11 protein-coding genes are annotated in these 14,628 nt (G+C 37.9%); 4 read left to right on the top strand and 7 right to left on the bottom strand.

The genetic code is table 11. From position 1 onward, the window contains the following. Nucleotides 1–95 precede the first annotated feature (95 nt). From ACTHJT_RS04665 to ACTHJT_RS04650, 4 genes are all read left to right on the top strand, one after another. The gene (locus ACTHJT_RS04665) at nucleotides 96–434 is read left to right on the top strand and encodes a P-II family nitrogen regulator (RefSeq protein ID WP_440236693.1); all 339 of its coding nucleotides are present in this window, start codon (nucleotides 96–98) and stop codon (nucleotides 432–434) included. 55 nt (nucleotides 435–489) lie between these two features. After that, entirely contained in the window at nucleotides 490–1,863 is a 1,374-nt protein-coding gene (locus ACTHJT_RS04660; RefSeq protein ID WP_440236692.1) for an ammonium transporter, read from the top strand. Nucleotides 1,864–2,029: 166 nt separating this feature from the next. Then, a complete protein-coding gene (locus ACTHJT_RS04655; RefSeq protein WP_440236691.1) occupies nucleotides 2,030–2,914 on the top strand; it encodes a hypothetical protein in 885 nt (294 codons plus the stop codon). A gap of 118 nt (nucleotides 2,915–3,032) precedes the next feature. Then, nucleotides 3,033–3,944 carry a hypothetical protein gene (locus tag ACTHJT_RS04650; RefSeq protein ID WP_440236690.1) on the top strand — a complete coding sequence of 304 codons (912 nt, stop codon included), beginning with the start codon at nucleotides 3,033–3,035 and terminating at the stop codon, nucleotides 3,942–3,944. 210 nt (nucleotides 3,945–4,154) lie between these two features. On the opposite strand, the gene ACTHJT_RS04645 is transcribed toward ACTHJT_RS04650, so the two are convergent. From ACTHJT_RS04645 to ACTHJT_RS04615, 7 genes are all read right to left on the bottom strand, one after another. Further along, the gene (locus ACTHJT_RS04645) at nucleotides 4,155–5,771 is read right to left on the bottom strand and encodes a hypothetical protein (protein ID WP_440236689.1); all 1,617 of its coding nucleotides are present in this window, start codon (nucleotides 5,769–5,771) and stop codon (nucleotides 4,155–4,157) included. Beyond that, nucleotides 5,761–7,161, bottom strand: a complete 1,401-nt coding sequence (locus ACTHJT_RS04640) for an undecaprenyl-phosphate glucose phosphotransferase (protein WP_440236688.1) — start codon at nucleotides 7,159–7,161, stop codon at nucleotides 5,761–5,763. Before ACTHJT_RS04640 ends, ACTHJT_RS04645 begins: the two co-directional genes overlap by 11 nt. A 60-nt stretch (nucleotides 7,162–7,221) precedes the next feature. Then, the gene (locus ACTHJT_RS04635; protein WP_440236687.1) at nucleotides 7,222–9,282 is read right to left on the bottom strand and encodes a T9SS type A sorting domain-containing protein; all 2,061 of its coding nucleotides are present in this window, start codon (nucleotides 9,280–9,282) and stop codon (nucleotides 7,222–7,224) included. Nucleotides 9,283–9,437: 155 nt separating this feature from the next. Then, on the bottom strand, nucleotides 9,438–10,199 hold the full coding sequence (locus tag ACTHJT_RS04630; RefSeq protein WP_440236686.1) for a PASTA domain-containing protein: 762 nt from the start codon (nucleotides 10,197–10,199) through the stop codon (nucleotides 9,438–9,440). 1 nt (nucleotide 10,200) lies between these two features. Continuing rightward, entirely contained in the window at nucleotides 10,201–12,897 is a 2,697-nt protein-coding gene (locus ACTHJT_RS04625; protein ID WP_440236685.1) for a D-alanine--D-alanine ligase family protein, read from the bottom strand. A 45-nt stretch (nucleotides 12,898–12,942) separates the two neighbouring features. After that, nucleotides 12,943–13,197 (bottom strand): NifU family protein, encoded by a 255-nt coding sequence (locus tag ACTHJT_RS04620; RefSeq protein WP_440236684.1) that lies wholly within the window; start codon nucleotides 13,195–13,197, stop codon nucleotides 12,943–12,945. 3 nt (nucleotides 13,198–13,200) lie between these two features. Further along, the gene (locus tag ACTHJT_RS04615; RefSeq protein ID WP_440236683.1) at nucleotides 13,201–14,304 is read right to left on the bottom strand and encodes an Mrp/NBP35 family ATP-binding protein; all 1,104 of its coding nucleotides are present in this window, start codon (nucleotides 14,302–14,304) and stop codon (nucleotides 13,201–13,203) included. Nucleotides 14,305–14,628: the final 324 nt, after the last annotated feature.

Genomic DNA, 14,628 nt, shown 5'->3' with positions numbered 1-14,628 from the left:
TATTATAAGATTAGTACAATTTATGAAGAATTGTATATGTTCGTATTTATAATAGTCTGGAATCAATATTGAATAACTAAACTGCACGATAGATCATGAAAAAAATTGAAGCTGTAATCCGAACCTCGAAATTCTTGGAATTAAAAGAATCTCTTAACAAAATAGGTATTCAATTCTTTACATATTCAGATGTAAAAGGTGTGGGCCATCAGGCAACTGAAAAGGCTGTTTACAGAGGGGTACAGTACGATTTAGGATACATTGCGCGGACGAAATTAGAAATCATTGTTAGTGAAAAAGTAGAAGAAGTTATTAAATGTATTGTCGATACATGTAAAACAGGAGAGTTGGGAGATGGAAAGATTTTTGTTTCTAATATAGAAGAATGTGTACGTATTCGTACAGGAGAGCGTGGCGTGCCGGCGTTGCAATAAAAATTCACAAGCCCTTTTATCAATTTATCATATATAAAAAACGATTTAAAATACTATGGCAACAGCAGTATTAGACACACTCGCAGCGGCCGCTTCTATGGGAGATTCCATTAAAGCGGTTTCTGCAACAACAGGAAATGCCTCTGCCTTGGCAGCTACAAATGAAACGGTTTCTATGCTTGGGCTAACAGCAAGTAATATCTGGATGATGATATGTACAGCTCTGGTATTTATCATGAACCTTGGGTTTGCAACACTTGAGTCAGGTTTGGCGCGTTCAAAGAATACTACCAATATTTTATTTAAAAACACGATTACTCCTGCTATCGGAATAATTATTTTCTCTTTCTGGGGCTTGAATCTGATGTATCCGGGACCTGAATATGCAGGCGGTATTTTTGGTTTTCAGGGATTCGGAATTGACGCACCTTTGGTAGGTGGTAAGCTGGATCTGGCTTACAATAGTGGATTTACTTATTGGACATATTTTCTTTTTCAGGCAATGTTTGCAGCAACTGCAGCCACAATTGTGTCTGGTGCAGTTGCGGAACGTATTAAACTTAGCAGTTACATGGTGTTCACATGCGTTATAACGGGTGTTATTTACCCGATTGTTGGTATGTGGAACTGGGGCGGAGGTTGGTTGAGTAAGCTTGGCTTCTATGATTTTGCAGGATCTACTATGGTTCACAGTATTGGCGGCTGGTCGGCATTGGCAGGAGTAATTGTGTTGGGACCGCGTATTGGGAAATATGTAGATGGCAGGATCAATCCAATGCCAGGTCACAGTATTCCATTATCTACGATCGGGGTATTTATATTATGGTTGGGGTGGTTTGGTTTTAACGGAGGTTCTGTGTCCTCTGCCGATCCGGAAACAACTTCCCGTGTACTGGTGATAACATCTCTGGGGGCAGCAGCAGGAGCAATAGGTGCATTGATGACCTCGGCTTTTTATTTAAAGACAATGGATCTGTCAATGTTGTTGAACGGTATTCTCGGAGGTTTGGTAGGTATTACTGCCGGAGCAGATTTGATGAGTCCCAATGAAGCCATTATAATCGGATTGATTTCCGGTACGGCTGTAGTAATAGCGGTCGTGTTTTTCGATAAAATTAAAGTTGATGATCCTGTGGGCGCTACTTCCGTACACCTGGTCTGCGGTATTTTAGGAACTTTATTTGTCGGAATCTTTGGACAAAAAGGATTGGGAGGGAGTGCCGATGGTGCTGGCATGAATCAGCTAATAAATCAGTTGATCGGAATCGGAGCAACTGCTGCTTTTGTTTTCCCTGTTTCTTATATCATTTTTACAATTATTTCTAAAACAATAGGTTTAAGAGTGCCCGCTAAAGAAGAAATTGAAGGACTTGATATTGCTGAACATGGTATGAAAGCTTATAATATTGACGCGGATAAAGAATATTAATATTAAAAAGTGATAATGTACAAAACCAGCGATAAAATACTGGTTTTGTACAATTATTTTTAGTGAAAAATTGAATGTTCTCATTAAAAACAGCTAATTTGCTGTTAACAATGATTAAACTAAGATTTTAGAAAATTCTTTTGAAAGATTATTATTATCAATTCCAATGAGGTCAGCAAAGTTATTCATATTCACTTTTGTTATTTTTATTAGTATAACCATAAGCTCCAATGGACAGAATAAACGTTTATACAAAGGGCAATATCATCGTGGAAAATCTCAACCGAATATATCTCTGCGTGGCATAGCGAAAAATGAATTGTTAACACTTTATGGAACAACCGGTCTTGCTGTTTATAATGGAGACCTTTCAGGAAATGGTTTTGGGAGTCATAGCTATCGTCCACAAGTTGGTGGAGGAGCGATTTTAAGAACGAATTATTTAGGAAGACGCCTTTATTTGCGTGCAGATGTACGATTTTTCAGACTAGCGGCTAACGATGTACATGAAAGCAGAAACCTTAATTTCAGGTCTTCCAACTGGGAATTTCTTGCCCTTGGTCAATATGAATTTTTCCCTTACGAAAAATTAATGAGAAGAAGAACATTAATTAATCCATACATTTACGCTGGTATTGGTTTGATGACTTTTGATCCATGGGGAGAACTGCCGAATGGGAAATGGCATCAATTAAGACCTCTTGAAACTGAGCACGTAAAATACGGAAATGTTGCATTCACCTATACAGTTGGTTTTGGTCTCAAATTCCGTTATTCTTACAAATGGAATTTTATGCTTGAAGGCGGATATAGATTTACAACTACAGATTATATTGACGATGTAAGTAAAGCTCAGTATCCTCCTAAAAGCTCATTTAGCAATGGTATCCAATCTTACATGTCAAACAAATCCGGAAGATATACAGGCCAGCGAGGGAATCCACATAACCTTGATGGATATTTTATGTTTTCTGCCGGCTTAACTTACACCTTTACGAAATTCCATAAAGCTAAAGTCAGAACATCTAAACACTTACTTCGTAAAACGTAAGACTGTTTTAATCAGTAAGTTTCTATTGTTATCTAATGATAAAAAGAGGAATTTAGAAAAGAATAAAATTGATATAATACAAACTAATTGCTAGTTTCGGATCTAGCAACTGAATTTTATGAGTATAATTAGATTATTCCTATTATTTACTTTTATAGTATTAAATGTATTGGCTTTTGATGCTAATGCACAGAATAGGCGAATTTATAAAGGGCAATACCATAAGGGCAAATCGCAGCCAAACATCTCTCTTAAAAATGTATCTAAAAACGAATTGATTACACTTTTTGGCTCTTTAGGCTATGCTACCTATTACGGAGATCTTTGTGAAGGTGTGGATTGTTTTAAATTCAGACCTCAAATTGGTGGTGGTGCTATACTAAGAACAAGCTACCTTGGTAAAAGATTAAACCTGCGGGGTGATATCCGTTATTTTAGATTATATTCAGACGATTACTATAAATATAGAAATCTTGATTTCAGGTCATCAAACTGGGAAGTTTTAGCATTGGGTCAGTTCGACTTCTACCCTTATGCTAAAATGATGCGGAGAAGACCTAAAATTAACCCTTATATATATGCAGGGGTTGGTGCAATGACTTATAATCCTTATGGTAAAGCTCCGGATGGCTCATGGCATGAATTAAGACCTCTTGAAACTGAGCATAAAAAGTATGGGAGCGTTGCTTTTGTTTACACTGCCGGTTTCGGTTTGAAATTCAAATATTCCTATAAATGGAATTTTATGGTTGAAGGGGGGTATAGATATACTCTGACAGATCACATTGATGATGTAAGTACAGCATATTATCCGGCTGCCAGTTCATTTGATAACCAATTTGCAGCTCAGATGTCGAATAAATCGACAAACTTTCCTTACAATGGAACGGATGCCAGAACTCCTCAGGATTATCGGGGAAACCCTAAAAATAATGATGGTTATTTTATCTTTTCAGCCTGTGTGACTTATACCTTTACTAAGAATCACAGACCTAAGTTTAAAGGAGATCAACAGTTATTACGTAAATAATAATCAAGTATTCAGTATATAAAAAAAGCGGTATGATATTCATTCCGCTTTTTTTGTTTTATAAATAAGATAACATTTAATAGAATACAAGTATAAATAGGAGTTCCAGTAAAGAATAGGAGGAATCTTGATTAACTGGATTGAACTCAGGTTGTGTATTTCAAGGATTACTACATCTCAAAGCAAATTTTTTAACTTCATCAATGTAGTCTAAAAATCATAGTATTTATTAAATAAAGCCGTCTTAAAGCTGAAGCCAACGATTTTATCAATACTTGTTATGTCAGGATTTTTTTGGTAGCGATATGTGAAGCTTGCTTCGAAACGCATATTCACTTTAGGGTTAATAATGTAAGCTGCAGTTAGTACATTATAAAGAAGATTAGTTTTGTATCCCTGCAGTATTTGGTTGCCCTGATAAAAATCCGGATATTGACTAATGTCAGCGAAGATATTATGGCCAAAGTTAGTTGCATTGGTTTTATCAGCACCATATATACAGTACACCAGGCGATTTGATAGTGACCAGCGTTTTTTATTGTAATCAATGATTCCGATCCATTCTATAAAATTAGCATTCTGAACGTGCGCTAAAGATTGGTCGTAATGTGAATAATTCTGCAACGATAATCTATGACTATATGTGTAAGGCATGACGTAATTAAACTCACCTTGTATTGCCAGGCCTTTTACTTTAGCAATATCAAAGTATCTTGCGCCAAGCTGAAAGCCATACTTCTGAGGGTAGGTAGAGTTTTTCTTTTTTAATTCATCAAATTTTAGATCGTCGATAATAATCTGCCCATATGTATACATATTATGCAGTATCTGATATTTTAAATTGATTCCCATCAAAGCATTATCTGCAGAACCGTTGTAGAATTCCGTCGGACGTAAAAATATAATGGGGTTTAAATAAGCCCAATCAAACCCTCTTACACCATTAGAATCTGCGGCTTGCCAGATAATAGATTCAAACAAGCCGAATTCAAAAGATTTATTGACTTTCCAGCTGAGATAATGGGTCGTAGAATATTTTTTTGGATAACCTTTACCGAGTACTGTAATCTGTTCTGCCCGCACATCCTGAAATTGTTCATATAGGACCATGTATTTAATGTGCCAGAAGGATGTTTGTAATTTAAAGAATGGATTATTCATGGCATTGTCTGATCTTAATAATGACCGATAACCATTACCTATAAAATTTTTATCCTGTCCAAACTGAATAGTCAGGTATCTGTTGGGTGCGTAACAGATATAGCCAAACGGCAGTCCGAAGTCTTGCCCTTTGTCTCCTTTAAAACTTTTCGTAAGTCCTTGACCAGGTATGACCAAATTACTGTCAATAAATGTATTTATGTAATCTGGAAAGGATGCCTGGTTCTCATAAAAGCCTGTATAAAAAGAAAATTTTGATCCGAAATCCCCATAGATCAAAATGCCGCGTGTGTTTCTGTAATATTGCCGTTTTTTTGATGGATCGTAAGAAAGCTCAAAATCAAAAAGAGGGGTTGCTCTTATGGAAACTATTCCTGAATCAATGGGTACCAGATAATTATTGCTAAAATTATCTGCGATTTTTGTAATAAGATTTGTGCGTTTGATCTGGTAGTGTATACCATTCCGCATGCTGTCAACATTAAAAAGTGTTTTTGTCTCGTTTAAAAAATAAGGTTGTATGGAGGTGTGAAGGTTGTTGTCTTTGGAATGTATGGCTGCTTCTTCGCTTAGTAAATACTGTCTTTCTAAAGGAGTAAATCTACTTTGTGCGGCAGCCTGGTAAAGAATGGCTGTTAAAAAAAGAAGAAGAAAGCTAGAACGCATTTTTATCACCTTTAATCATTGTATATACAGTCATGAGAATTATTTGAATATCTAATAATAAGGTCCAGTTTTCAATGTACCATAAATCATAACGGACACGTTTCATCATGTAACGAGGTTGTATGGTAGCTCCTCTGAATCCATTTACTTGAGCCCAGCCAGTAATACCTGGTTTAATTAAATGTCTTACCATGAATTTGTCAATGATGGCTGAATAATCTTTGGTATGCTTAAGCATGTGAGGTCGTGGTCCTACAACAGACATATTACCCAAAAGCACATTGATAAACTGAGGCAATTCATCCAAATTGGATTTTCGCAAAAACTTACCTATTAATGTAATACGACTGTCGTTCAATGTAGCCTGAACTTTATCAGAATCTTTATTGACAGACATGCTACGGAATTTATAGCAGTCAAACTCTTCATTATTTCGTCCGCTTCTTTTTTGAATAAAGAATATTGGTCCCGGTGAGCTTAGTTTAATAGCAATAGCTAATATAGGAAAAAGCCATGAACAGAAGAATATTAAAACGAATAAGGAGAAACCTATATCAAATATACGTTTGATCATTCTGCTGAAGAGGTTTTCTAAAGGTTCTTTTCTTAGATTCAGAACGGGTACATAGTCATAAAATTCCAGATCAACTTTTTTATTCAGGAAACCTCTGAAATCAGGAACGAGATGTATTCTGATTAAGTGATTATCTCCATATTCAATGATTGAACGGATCTTTTTGGATGAAGTAAAAGGGAGTGTACAGAAAATTTCGTCAATTTTGGCATCTTTACAGATTGTTTCCAGATCATCAACTTTGCCAAGGACAAGTTCTTTATGTTTAACGTGCTGAATGGCATCGTCTAAAAAACCTATAAATTTATAGCCGGCATTATCCTGGGAGACGACATAACGCATTACCTGTAATCCTACAGGGCCAGCGCCTATAATAAGCACGTTTCTGTAGTTAGAACCGTTGCGTCTGTACCAATTCAATAATAAAATAAAGATGACTCTCCAGATAAAGATTCCGGTTCCTAAGATGATGTATGTAATAAGAATCATTTGTCTGGAATAGAATGATTCTTTTAATGCCCCTATAAATGTGAAGATAATTAATACATGGAGCGTAAGTATTTTAACCAGGTTCCAGACTACAATTTCGAGCTTTCGTCTCCTTACCGTTGAATAAATATAGATATTAAATGTGAAGGCAAGGATGATCCAGGCCATATTGAAAATAATATGGAGCGTAATGTAATGATCCTGAATCTGAGAGAATGGCGGAGTTTGAGAAGAAAATAAATACGAAGCAAAAAAAGCAAAATTTAATAATGATACATCACCAATAAATTGTATCAGCCATAAGAATTTACTATATCTTGAATTCATATTATTTAGAATAAAAACGAAATTACAAAAAGTAATTACATCTTTTGAATTGAAAGGGGTTTATTTTTGAATTATAAGGCGTTTTACTTCCGTATAGCTGTCTTTTGATAGAGCTACAAAATATATGCCATTAGGTAGATTATCGGTAATTAAAAAATAATTTCCTTCTGACATATGCTTGGTCTGCAGCTGTTGGCCACTGACATCATAAACAATAAGGTCGTCCGGTTCTCCGATAAAATGAGCAATCTGCCGGGATGGGTTAGGGTATAAAATGAATCGGGTTTCCTCTTCTGTACCAGATTTTACAGGCGTTACAATCTCTTCTCCTTTACTGAATACCGGACGAAGCATTAAGGCACCGGTTTCGTATGCAATTGAATCAAACGAAATCCACGTTTTGCCTCCATCTGTGCTTGTATAAGTTTGGTCTGTGCGATCATTGTTGCGATCGTAGCCCAAATATAAGGCATTACTGAACTCCTGTCTGAATCCAAACAGGTACTTGCCGGTATCCAGAGAAATATGCGGATAGAATTCATAACGGGTAAAACCATTAATAGAAGAGCTGTATTGAATTGGGATAGCCTGGCCCTTGGCAACAACCTCGCTTATGGTACCATTATTATCCTTCTTCCATACCGTCATGAATACCGTGAAATTCGATAAATCTGCGCCGATATTTTTCAGGAAGCAGATATCCATATGGGTTAGATCATCGGCCATTAAAATATGGTATTCATTAGCGATCCTTACTCCGCCGGATTTTTTTAATTGCAGGGCTAATTCAGGGGTATTATCATCATATGCATAATAATCATAAAAGAAAGTTTCATTTCTTCTGAAATTGTTAAAAGTAGGATCAAAAGTATTATTTGTAATTGTATCTACATTAGTAAAGTAGAAATTCTGCCTCAATATATATGGCTGCGTCATGAGGGTAGAATCCACATAAGGAGTAAAGATCGTATCCGCTAAAGCAGTCGATAGTGGAAAGGCCACAGCAGACGTATCCAGATTTCTCAAATGATTATCAGTTGTCTGCATATAAAATGTAGTAGCTGCATCCTGCTTTAACATTGAATTCCTTATGTAAATTCTAGGTTTCGGGTTCAATTCCATTTGTGGGTTAAGCCGTAATTTGAAATGCTCATATGGGATTGAAGTGTAATTTTGCAGCGCATTTTTATTGATTGAGATAAAGCTTACATCTTCGACCTGGGCTTTAGATGTAGTCATTGCTGCATCTATATAAATGTAATCAACATTCCATACGTTGAAACGGCCATTTAATATTCCGTAGTTGCTGATTCTGTATTGAAACCCTTTGTGCAGATAAATGGGGTTGGTAATAGGAATGATTTCCTGATGAAAAGCATTGCCATTAGCCGGTCCTCCGAATTGTTTAAATACCTGATTCCAATTATTATTTTTGTCTTTAAATTCCACAACCAGATATTCATCGGTGCGGGGGGCGTCGCCAAGGCTTTGGGATTGCCAATAAAAGCTAAAGCCGACATTGCTTGTAGTGGTGTAGGTGCTAAGATTAAATGGAAGAGAAGTAAGATTATCGGCAAAACCCGTAACAGGAGTTGTTCGGTAAGGAATACCATTATAATCAACCCCGTCAAAACTAGCCACACCTACACTGATCGGATTGGGAGACATGTCATCATTAATAAATACGCCGCCGTTATTGTCAAGAAAACCCAGTGAATCCGGATAATTACTATACCTTGGAAGTGGGTAGGGCAGCCAGCTTGCTAATAATCTTCCGCCTGTAAGGTACACTGCACTAGGAGTTGTAAGTAATGTATCATCAAAAAGCTGGATCGTATATTTATCGATTACTTTTGCGAATTTATTTCCTTCAAGAGAATCTATATAGCCTGCAGTAGTAGCATTCGCCGGGGAATTAGGAAAGGTAACATTAAATACTGTAACAGGATTTGCAAGTCCTGCCTGAAGACCATGTAGTTTCTGGTGCTGAAATTGATAAACATGATCTGTTGTCCCGAAATTTTCAATGGTTATTTTCTCAATTGGAATCATTGCCTGGGAAAAATCCTCTACATAAGGCAATTTAAGTGTATCGGTTTGTGGTGTGCTTGTAGATCTCAAATTGGCAATGGAATGGTGAAATTCCTGCCCGACAGAGTATTGAGTTAAAGGGACTAATTCAATCTGGGCGTAAACACCAGATTGAATTAGTATAAGGTAAATAAATACTATAAAAAGTCTTTTCTTATACATAAGCGCTAAACATAAAAGCAATGCTATTCAGATCCGGAGATCCAAAGATCAATTACATCACCTGAACGAACTTTTACGCCTATTTGGTATGTAGGTTTTTGCTTTAGAATTGTTCCTTCCGGTTTATCAGACGAAGGATCGTAAGATTGGGTACCTACTACCAGACCCATGGCTTCAATGGCATGAATTGCCTCTTCTAAAGTCATGCCGGTAACATTGGGAACTTCCATTTCCGTTTCGCCTCTGCCTGAACCTACCAGCAGGTCAATTTTTGAACCTTTCGGGATACTTGTACCAGGCTTTATTGTACCTCCTTTGTAAGATTGTTTTAAAACAACATTGATTGGATTGGGAGTAGTTGTAATAGATCCTACCTGAAGTCCAAGACTCTTTAATTGCATTTCAGCACCGCGGACAGATTGGTCAATCAAATCCGGCATTTTTATATTAGGCGGGTTTTGGGCAGCAATACTTACATAGATCCGGCGGTTTTCCTTCACTTCGTTGCCTGCTTCCGGGTGTTGAGATAATACAGTAAACGGTTTTACATTGACTTTATAGGTTGAATCGCTTATTTCATAACGCAGGTTTTTCTCTTCCAGCACTTCTTTGATCTGGTCTACCGTCATCCCCTCTAATTTAGGAACCGTAATGTATTCACCATGTTTGGTAACAGAAGGAAGATAATAATAAAAGAATACCAGTATTAACGAAACAAATATGCCAAAGATGATGGCAACGTGAATCAATACATCTTTTAAGGATTCTGCTTTAAAGAATTTCATATTATATTTTTGCTAATTTATTCTTTTCTCTTTGGATACCGAAGGTAAGGATATTATCGATAAAATCGTACGGCTTGTATCCATTGATGGCTGTCTGGTGGAAGATACAGGTGGCAGGAGTCATGCCCGGTAGTGAATTTACTTCGATAATGATTGTTTCTGATTTATTGTTCTCAAAAACCCGTACAAATGCATCAATACGTGCGTAGCCCTGAATGTTTAATACTTCAGCGACACGTTTAAGTGTTGCACGCACTTCTGAAGCTACTTGTTCATAGTCTGCTTTGTTGCTGGTGTATCGGGCTGGAGTAATATTCTGTCCTTCACCGGCAAGGAATTTTTCTTCCAGCGATAATACATCGCCTGTCGCCAATGCTTCAGAAGGTTCAAATATTTCGTATTCGATTTCTCCTTTTGCATTGAAACGGGTCATTAATCCTCCCGTTACCTCAAGGAAGTGTTTTGCTGCGCCTTTAGAAACTAAATCCTCAATAAGGAAGTAATCTTTCTGCGGAAACTCTTCGTTATATTTTAATCCTAGTACACCAGAACTCACCGATCCCTGGATAGCTTCTTCACCAAACATCAGTCGGATATAGGCTCTTAATTCGTCTCTGTTTTTTATTTTCTTCACTGCTGAGCTGCAACCGTCGTCTGATGGTTTTGCAATGATCGGGTAAACAAATCCGGATTCAATTTCAGTCAATAAGTTTTCACCAGCTGCCTGCCATTCATTTTTATAAACCATTCTATGGTTGGCAACAGAAATACCGTGTTCTCTTAGGATTCTGTTTGTTTCAAATTTGTTGATCGTAATCTGTGAACTTTCAATACCTGATCCATTGTAAGGAACATGATATTTTTCCAATTCCTTCTGCATGCTGCCATCTTCGCCCGGTCGGCCATGCAATGCGATGAATACGCCATCAACCATTTCAGAAAGTTCTTTATATGAAATTTCTTTAGGATCCTTTACAACATTATTTACATAGCGATTGGTGAAAGGTTCTGTTTCTTTCGCTATGTTTTCGATAATTGGGTGGTGTCCTTTAAAGTTGATTACTTTTTCACGGATATCATCTGCATTATCCTTTAAGAGGATGTTGATAGGCAGAATAAACAAACGGTGTTTTTCATCACTCCCTGTTAAGAATACCGGTACCGGTTGGTATTTGGTGCTTGAAGAAAGTTTTTCAAAAATATTTCTTCCGCTTTCTACTGAAATATGTCGCTCTGAAGAATAGCCTCCCATTACAACAGCAATCTTAATTTTTTGCTTGGTAGAATTTTTCTGTTCAGCGAGCAGATTGTCCAATTGTGACAATAAATTCTTTGTCTTAAGACTTCTTTTACCTTCTTTGATCCGTTCCTGAAGAGATGTACGAATAATGTAGGTTAAGAATTGGGAGGGTGTTAAACCAATCTCTGCTGCCTGGTGGAAGAAGAAAGAAGAAGGCATCATGCCTGATGTAGTATTCGGATCGTTCAGGAAGATTTCGCCTTCTGGAGAAATAAAACCGTCAATACGTGCGTAGACATTAAACTGAAGTGCAGTGAATAATCTGCAGCATTCGGTACGGATCGCTTCGACCTGTAACGCCGGAATGTCAATCGGCGTCACTTTTCGCGACATGCCCGGCAGATATTTTGAACGGTAATCGAAGAAGTCATTTCCTTTGATAATGCCGGTAGGCGGCAATGCAATCGGATTCCCTTGCTCGTCCTGAATAACGATACAGGAAAACTCCTGACCTTTAATGAACGATTCAATAATAATTTCTTCCTCGTTATCTAAACTTTCAAGTAAGATGCGTTCCTGCTTAGCAGTTAGGTTGGTATTTAAATAGTTAAGTAATTCTTCAGGATGATACAATGTCTTCCCATTGAACACATCGTTCACTGGCATGCCAATGCCATCACGGATATCAGTCAGCGTGGCTACCCATTTGGTTTTAGCAGTTTCAGTTTTTGCATTCCAGTCAGCAGCAGTAATTTCCTGCAGGAAGAAGCTTCTGTTGAGTGCCAGTCTTAGCTTTTCATCGTTGCGTTCGTTGATAACAGAGATTCCGATGGACGAACCTTGTGACGGAGCCTTCACTACAAACGGAAAACCAACAGCCGATTCAAATTGTTTGAAAAGGTCTGCTACATTAGCCCCCTGCAGCCAGGACGATTTTTTATATATCGTATATTTTGGAGCGTTGAATTGTGCTTGCGCCAAAAGTTTCTTTTGAATGTATTTATTGATTCCTATTGAAGACGCCAGGATTCCGGAACCTGAATATGGAATATTGTTCCAGTCTAGAATACCCTGGATAGCGCCGTCTTCCCCGTAAGGACCGTGTAATGCAAGAAAAGCAAAATCGATGAGGTCTTTCAGATCCGAAGGCTCAATTTTTTTTCCAACGGAGTGAATCATAGCATCACGTTCTTCTTTAGAAAGATTGCCTAGTGATTCAATATATACCTGAAATCCGTGCTTGCTTTCAGGTAGAAATTCAAAGGGAGGATAAAAGTCTCTGATCGTGCCTTTATAAATATACTGCCAGTTAAGCAAAATGAATTGCCCTAAGCTGTCAACAAAGATCGGTACTGCAGTGAAAATATCCTTATTCAGATTGTCGTAGACAGTCCGGCCTCCGGCAAATGATATTTCTCTTTCTCTGGACTGACCACCAAAGATGATTCCTATTCTCATGAATATCTGTACTTCTGTGAATTAAAAATTATTTGAAATACGCGTTTATACGTTAATCGCATATACTCCTTTGATTTCCGGGCAGGCTTTGCGAATAGACTCTTCAACACCTGCTTTCAATGTCATAGGAGACATCGGGCAAGAGCCGCAGGCACCTAATAATTCTAATTTAACAATCATGTCGCTGGTAATTTCTACTACGCGCACATTACCCCCATCTGTAATCAGATACGGACGAATACTTTCCAAAGCTTGTTCAACTCTGTCCAGTAATTCAGTGTTTTCAGTTGTTGTACTCACGGCTTATACTTTGATTTCTACTTTTCTGGTTTCTGCTAAAGATGCATTACGGATCGCAACCTGTTGTGCAACGCTCTGGGCTAATTCCCTGAATGCATTGGCTGTAATCTCATCCTGATTGATGATTGCAGGTTTACCCGCATCACCGCTTTCCCGTATGCCTTGTACCAATGGGATCTGGCCCAATAAAGGCACATCGAATTTTTCGGCTAGTTCTTTTCCTCCGTCCTTACCGAAAATGTAGTATTTATTTTCAGGTAATTCTGCGGGTGTGAACCATGCCATATTTTCTATAACGCCCAGGATCGGTACATTCACCTGAGGCTGACGGAACATTTGTAAACCTCTTTGCGCATCTGCGATGGCAACTTTCTGAGGAGTTGTAATGACGATTGCTCCTGTTACCGGAACCGTCTGCACTAATGTTAAGTGGATATCGCTGGTGCCCGGAGGCATGTCGAATAATAAATAATCCAGTTCGCCCCACTCGCAATCGCTGATAAACTGACGTAGTGCAGAGCTGGCCATCGGTCCTCTCCATACAACAGCACTTTCAGCTGGAGATAAGAAACCAATTGAAATCAGTTTCACCCCATATTGTTCGATCGGAATGATCGTTGGTTTGCCATTTTCATTTTCAATCACATTCGGACGGGCATCTTCTACATCAAACATTGTTGGCATGGATGGTCCCGAAATATCGGCATCAATAATACCAACCTTTGCGCCGGACTTGGAAAGCGCTACCGCTAAATTAGCTGTAATGGTAGATTTACCTACACCTCCTTTACCGGATGATACGGCAATAATATTTTTGACTCCTGTCAATACCGGACCGCTGTTGAATCTGCCGGTTGTTACATCAGCTGTTAAATTTACTACTACCACAGCGTCTGCTGATACTAGGTTATGAATCGCATCGATGCAGGAATTTCGTATAAGCTCTTTCAATGGGCATGCCGGTGTAGTTAACACAACTGTGAAAGTGATGTTCACACCATTGATAGCAATATCCCGGATCATGTTCAGCGTAACCAGATCTTTTTTCAAATCCGGTTCAGGTACAGTCCTAAGTGCCTCTAAAACTTGTTCTTGGGTTATAGACATTTTATTAACAGGTATTTTATGCAATTTAATCAATTTAGAGGGCAGAAACTAGTGTTGTAGTCTAGTTAATAGAAGAAAACAATCCGGGAAAGAGATTCTGCCTGCGAAGAAACAAACAACTGATGCTTCATACAAGTTCCGTCAATTGCAGTCTTCAGCCTGGTCGTTATTTTGAACGGCAAATAGTTAACAGCCAAATGTGAATAACTCTTTGCAGTTGGGGGGAATGAGCAGAAGAAAATTCGGTTATGTGCTTTTAATGCAAGACCTTTGCAGGTGGATAAATAACAACTTATTGCCTCTAAACTGTGTTATACAGTCTGA

The sequence above is a fragment of the Cytophaga sp. genome (assembly GCF_051961495.1).
Lineage (GTDB): Bacteria > Bacteroidota > Bacteroidia > Cytophagales > Cytophagaceae > Cytophaga.
This window is presented reverse-complemented; position numbering and strand designations above follow the sequence as displayed.

Excerpts from the sequence above, each read along its gene's own strand:
- ACTHJT_RS04665 (WP_440236693.1), top strand. The coding sequence starts at position 96 with ATGAAAAAAATTGAAGCTGTAATCCGAACCTCGAAATTCTTGGAATTA.
- ACTHJT_RS04660 (WP_440236692.1), top strand. The coding sequence starts at position 490 with ATGGCAACAGCAGTATTAGACACACTCGCAGCGGCCGCTTCTATGGGA.
- ACTHJT_RS04655 (WP_440236691.1), top strand. The coding sequence starts at position 2,030 with ATGAGGTCAGCAAAGTTATTCATATTCACTTTTGTTATTTTTATTAGT.
- ACTHJT_RS04650 (WP_440236690.1), top strand. The coding sequence starts at position 3,033 with ATGAGTATAATTAGATTATTCCTATTATTTACTTTTATAGTATTAAAT.
- ACTHJT_RS04645 (WP_440236689.1), bottom strand. The coding sequence starts at position 5,771 with ATGCGTTCTAGCTTTCTTCTTCTTTTTTTAACAGCCATTCTTTACCAG.
- ACTHJT_RS04640 (WP_440236688.1), bottom strand. The coding sequence starts at position 7,161 with ATGAATTCAAGATATAGTAAATTCTTATGGCTGATACAATTTATTGGT.
- ACTHJT_RS04630 (WP_440236686.1), bottom strand. The coding sequence starts at position 10,199 with ATGAAATTCTTTAAAGCAGAATCCTTAAAAGATGTATTGATTCACGTT.
- ACTHJT_RS04625 (WP_440236685.1), bottom strand. The coding sequence starts at position 12,897 with ATGAGAATAGGAATCATCTTTGGTGGTCAGTCCAGAGAAAGAGAAATA.
- ACTHJT_RS04615 (WP_440236683.1), bottom strand. The coding sequence starts at position 14,304 with ATGTCTATAACCCAAGAACAAGTTTTAGAGGCACTTAGGACTGTACCT.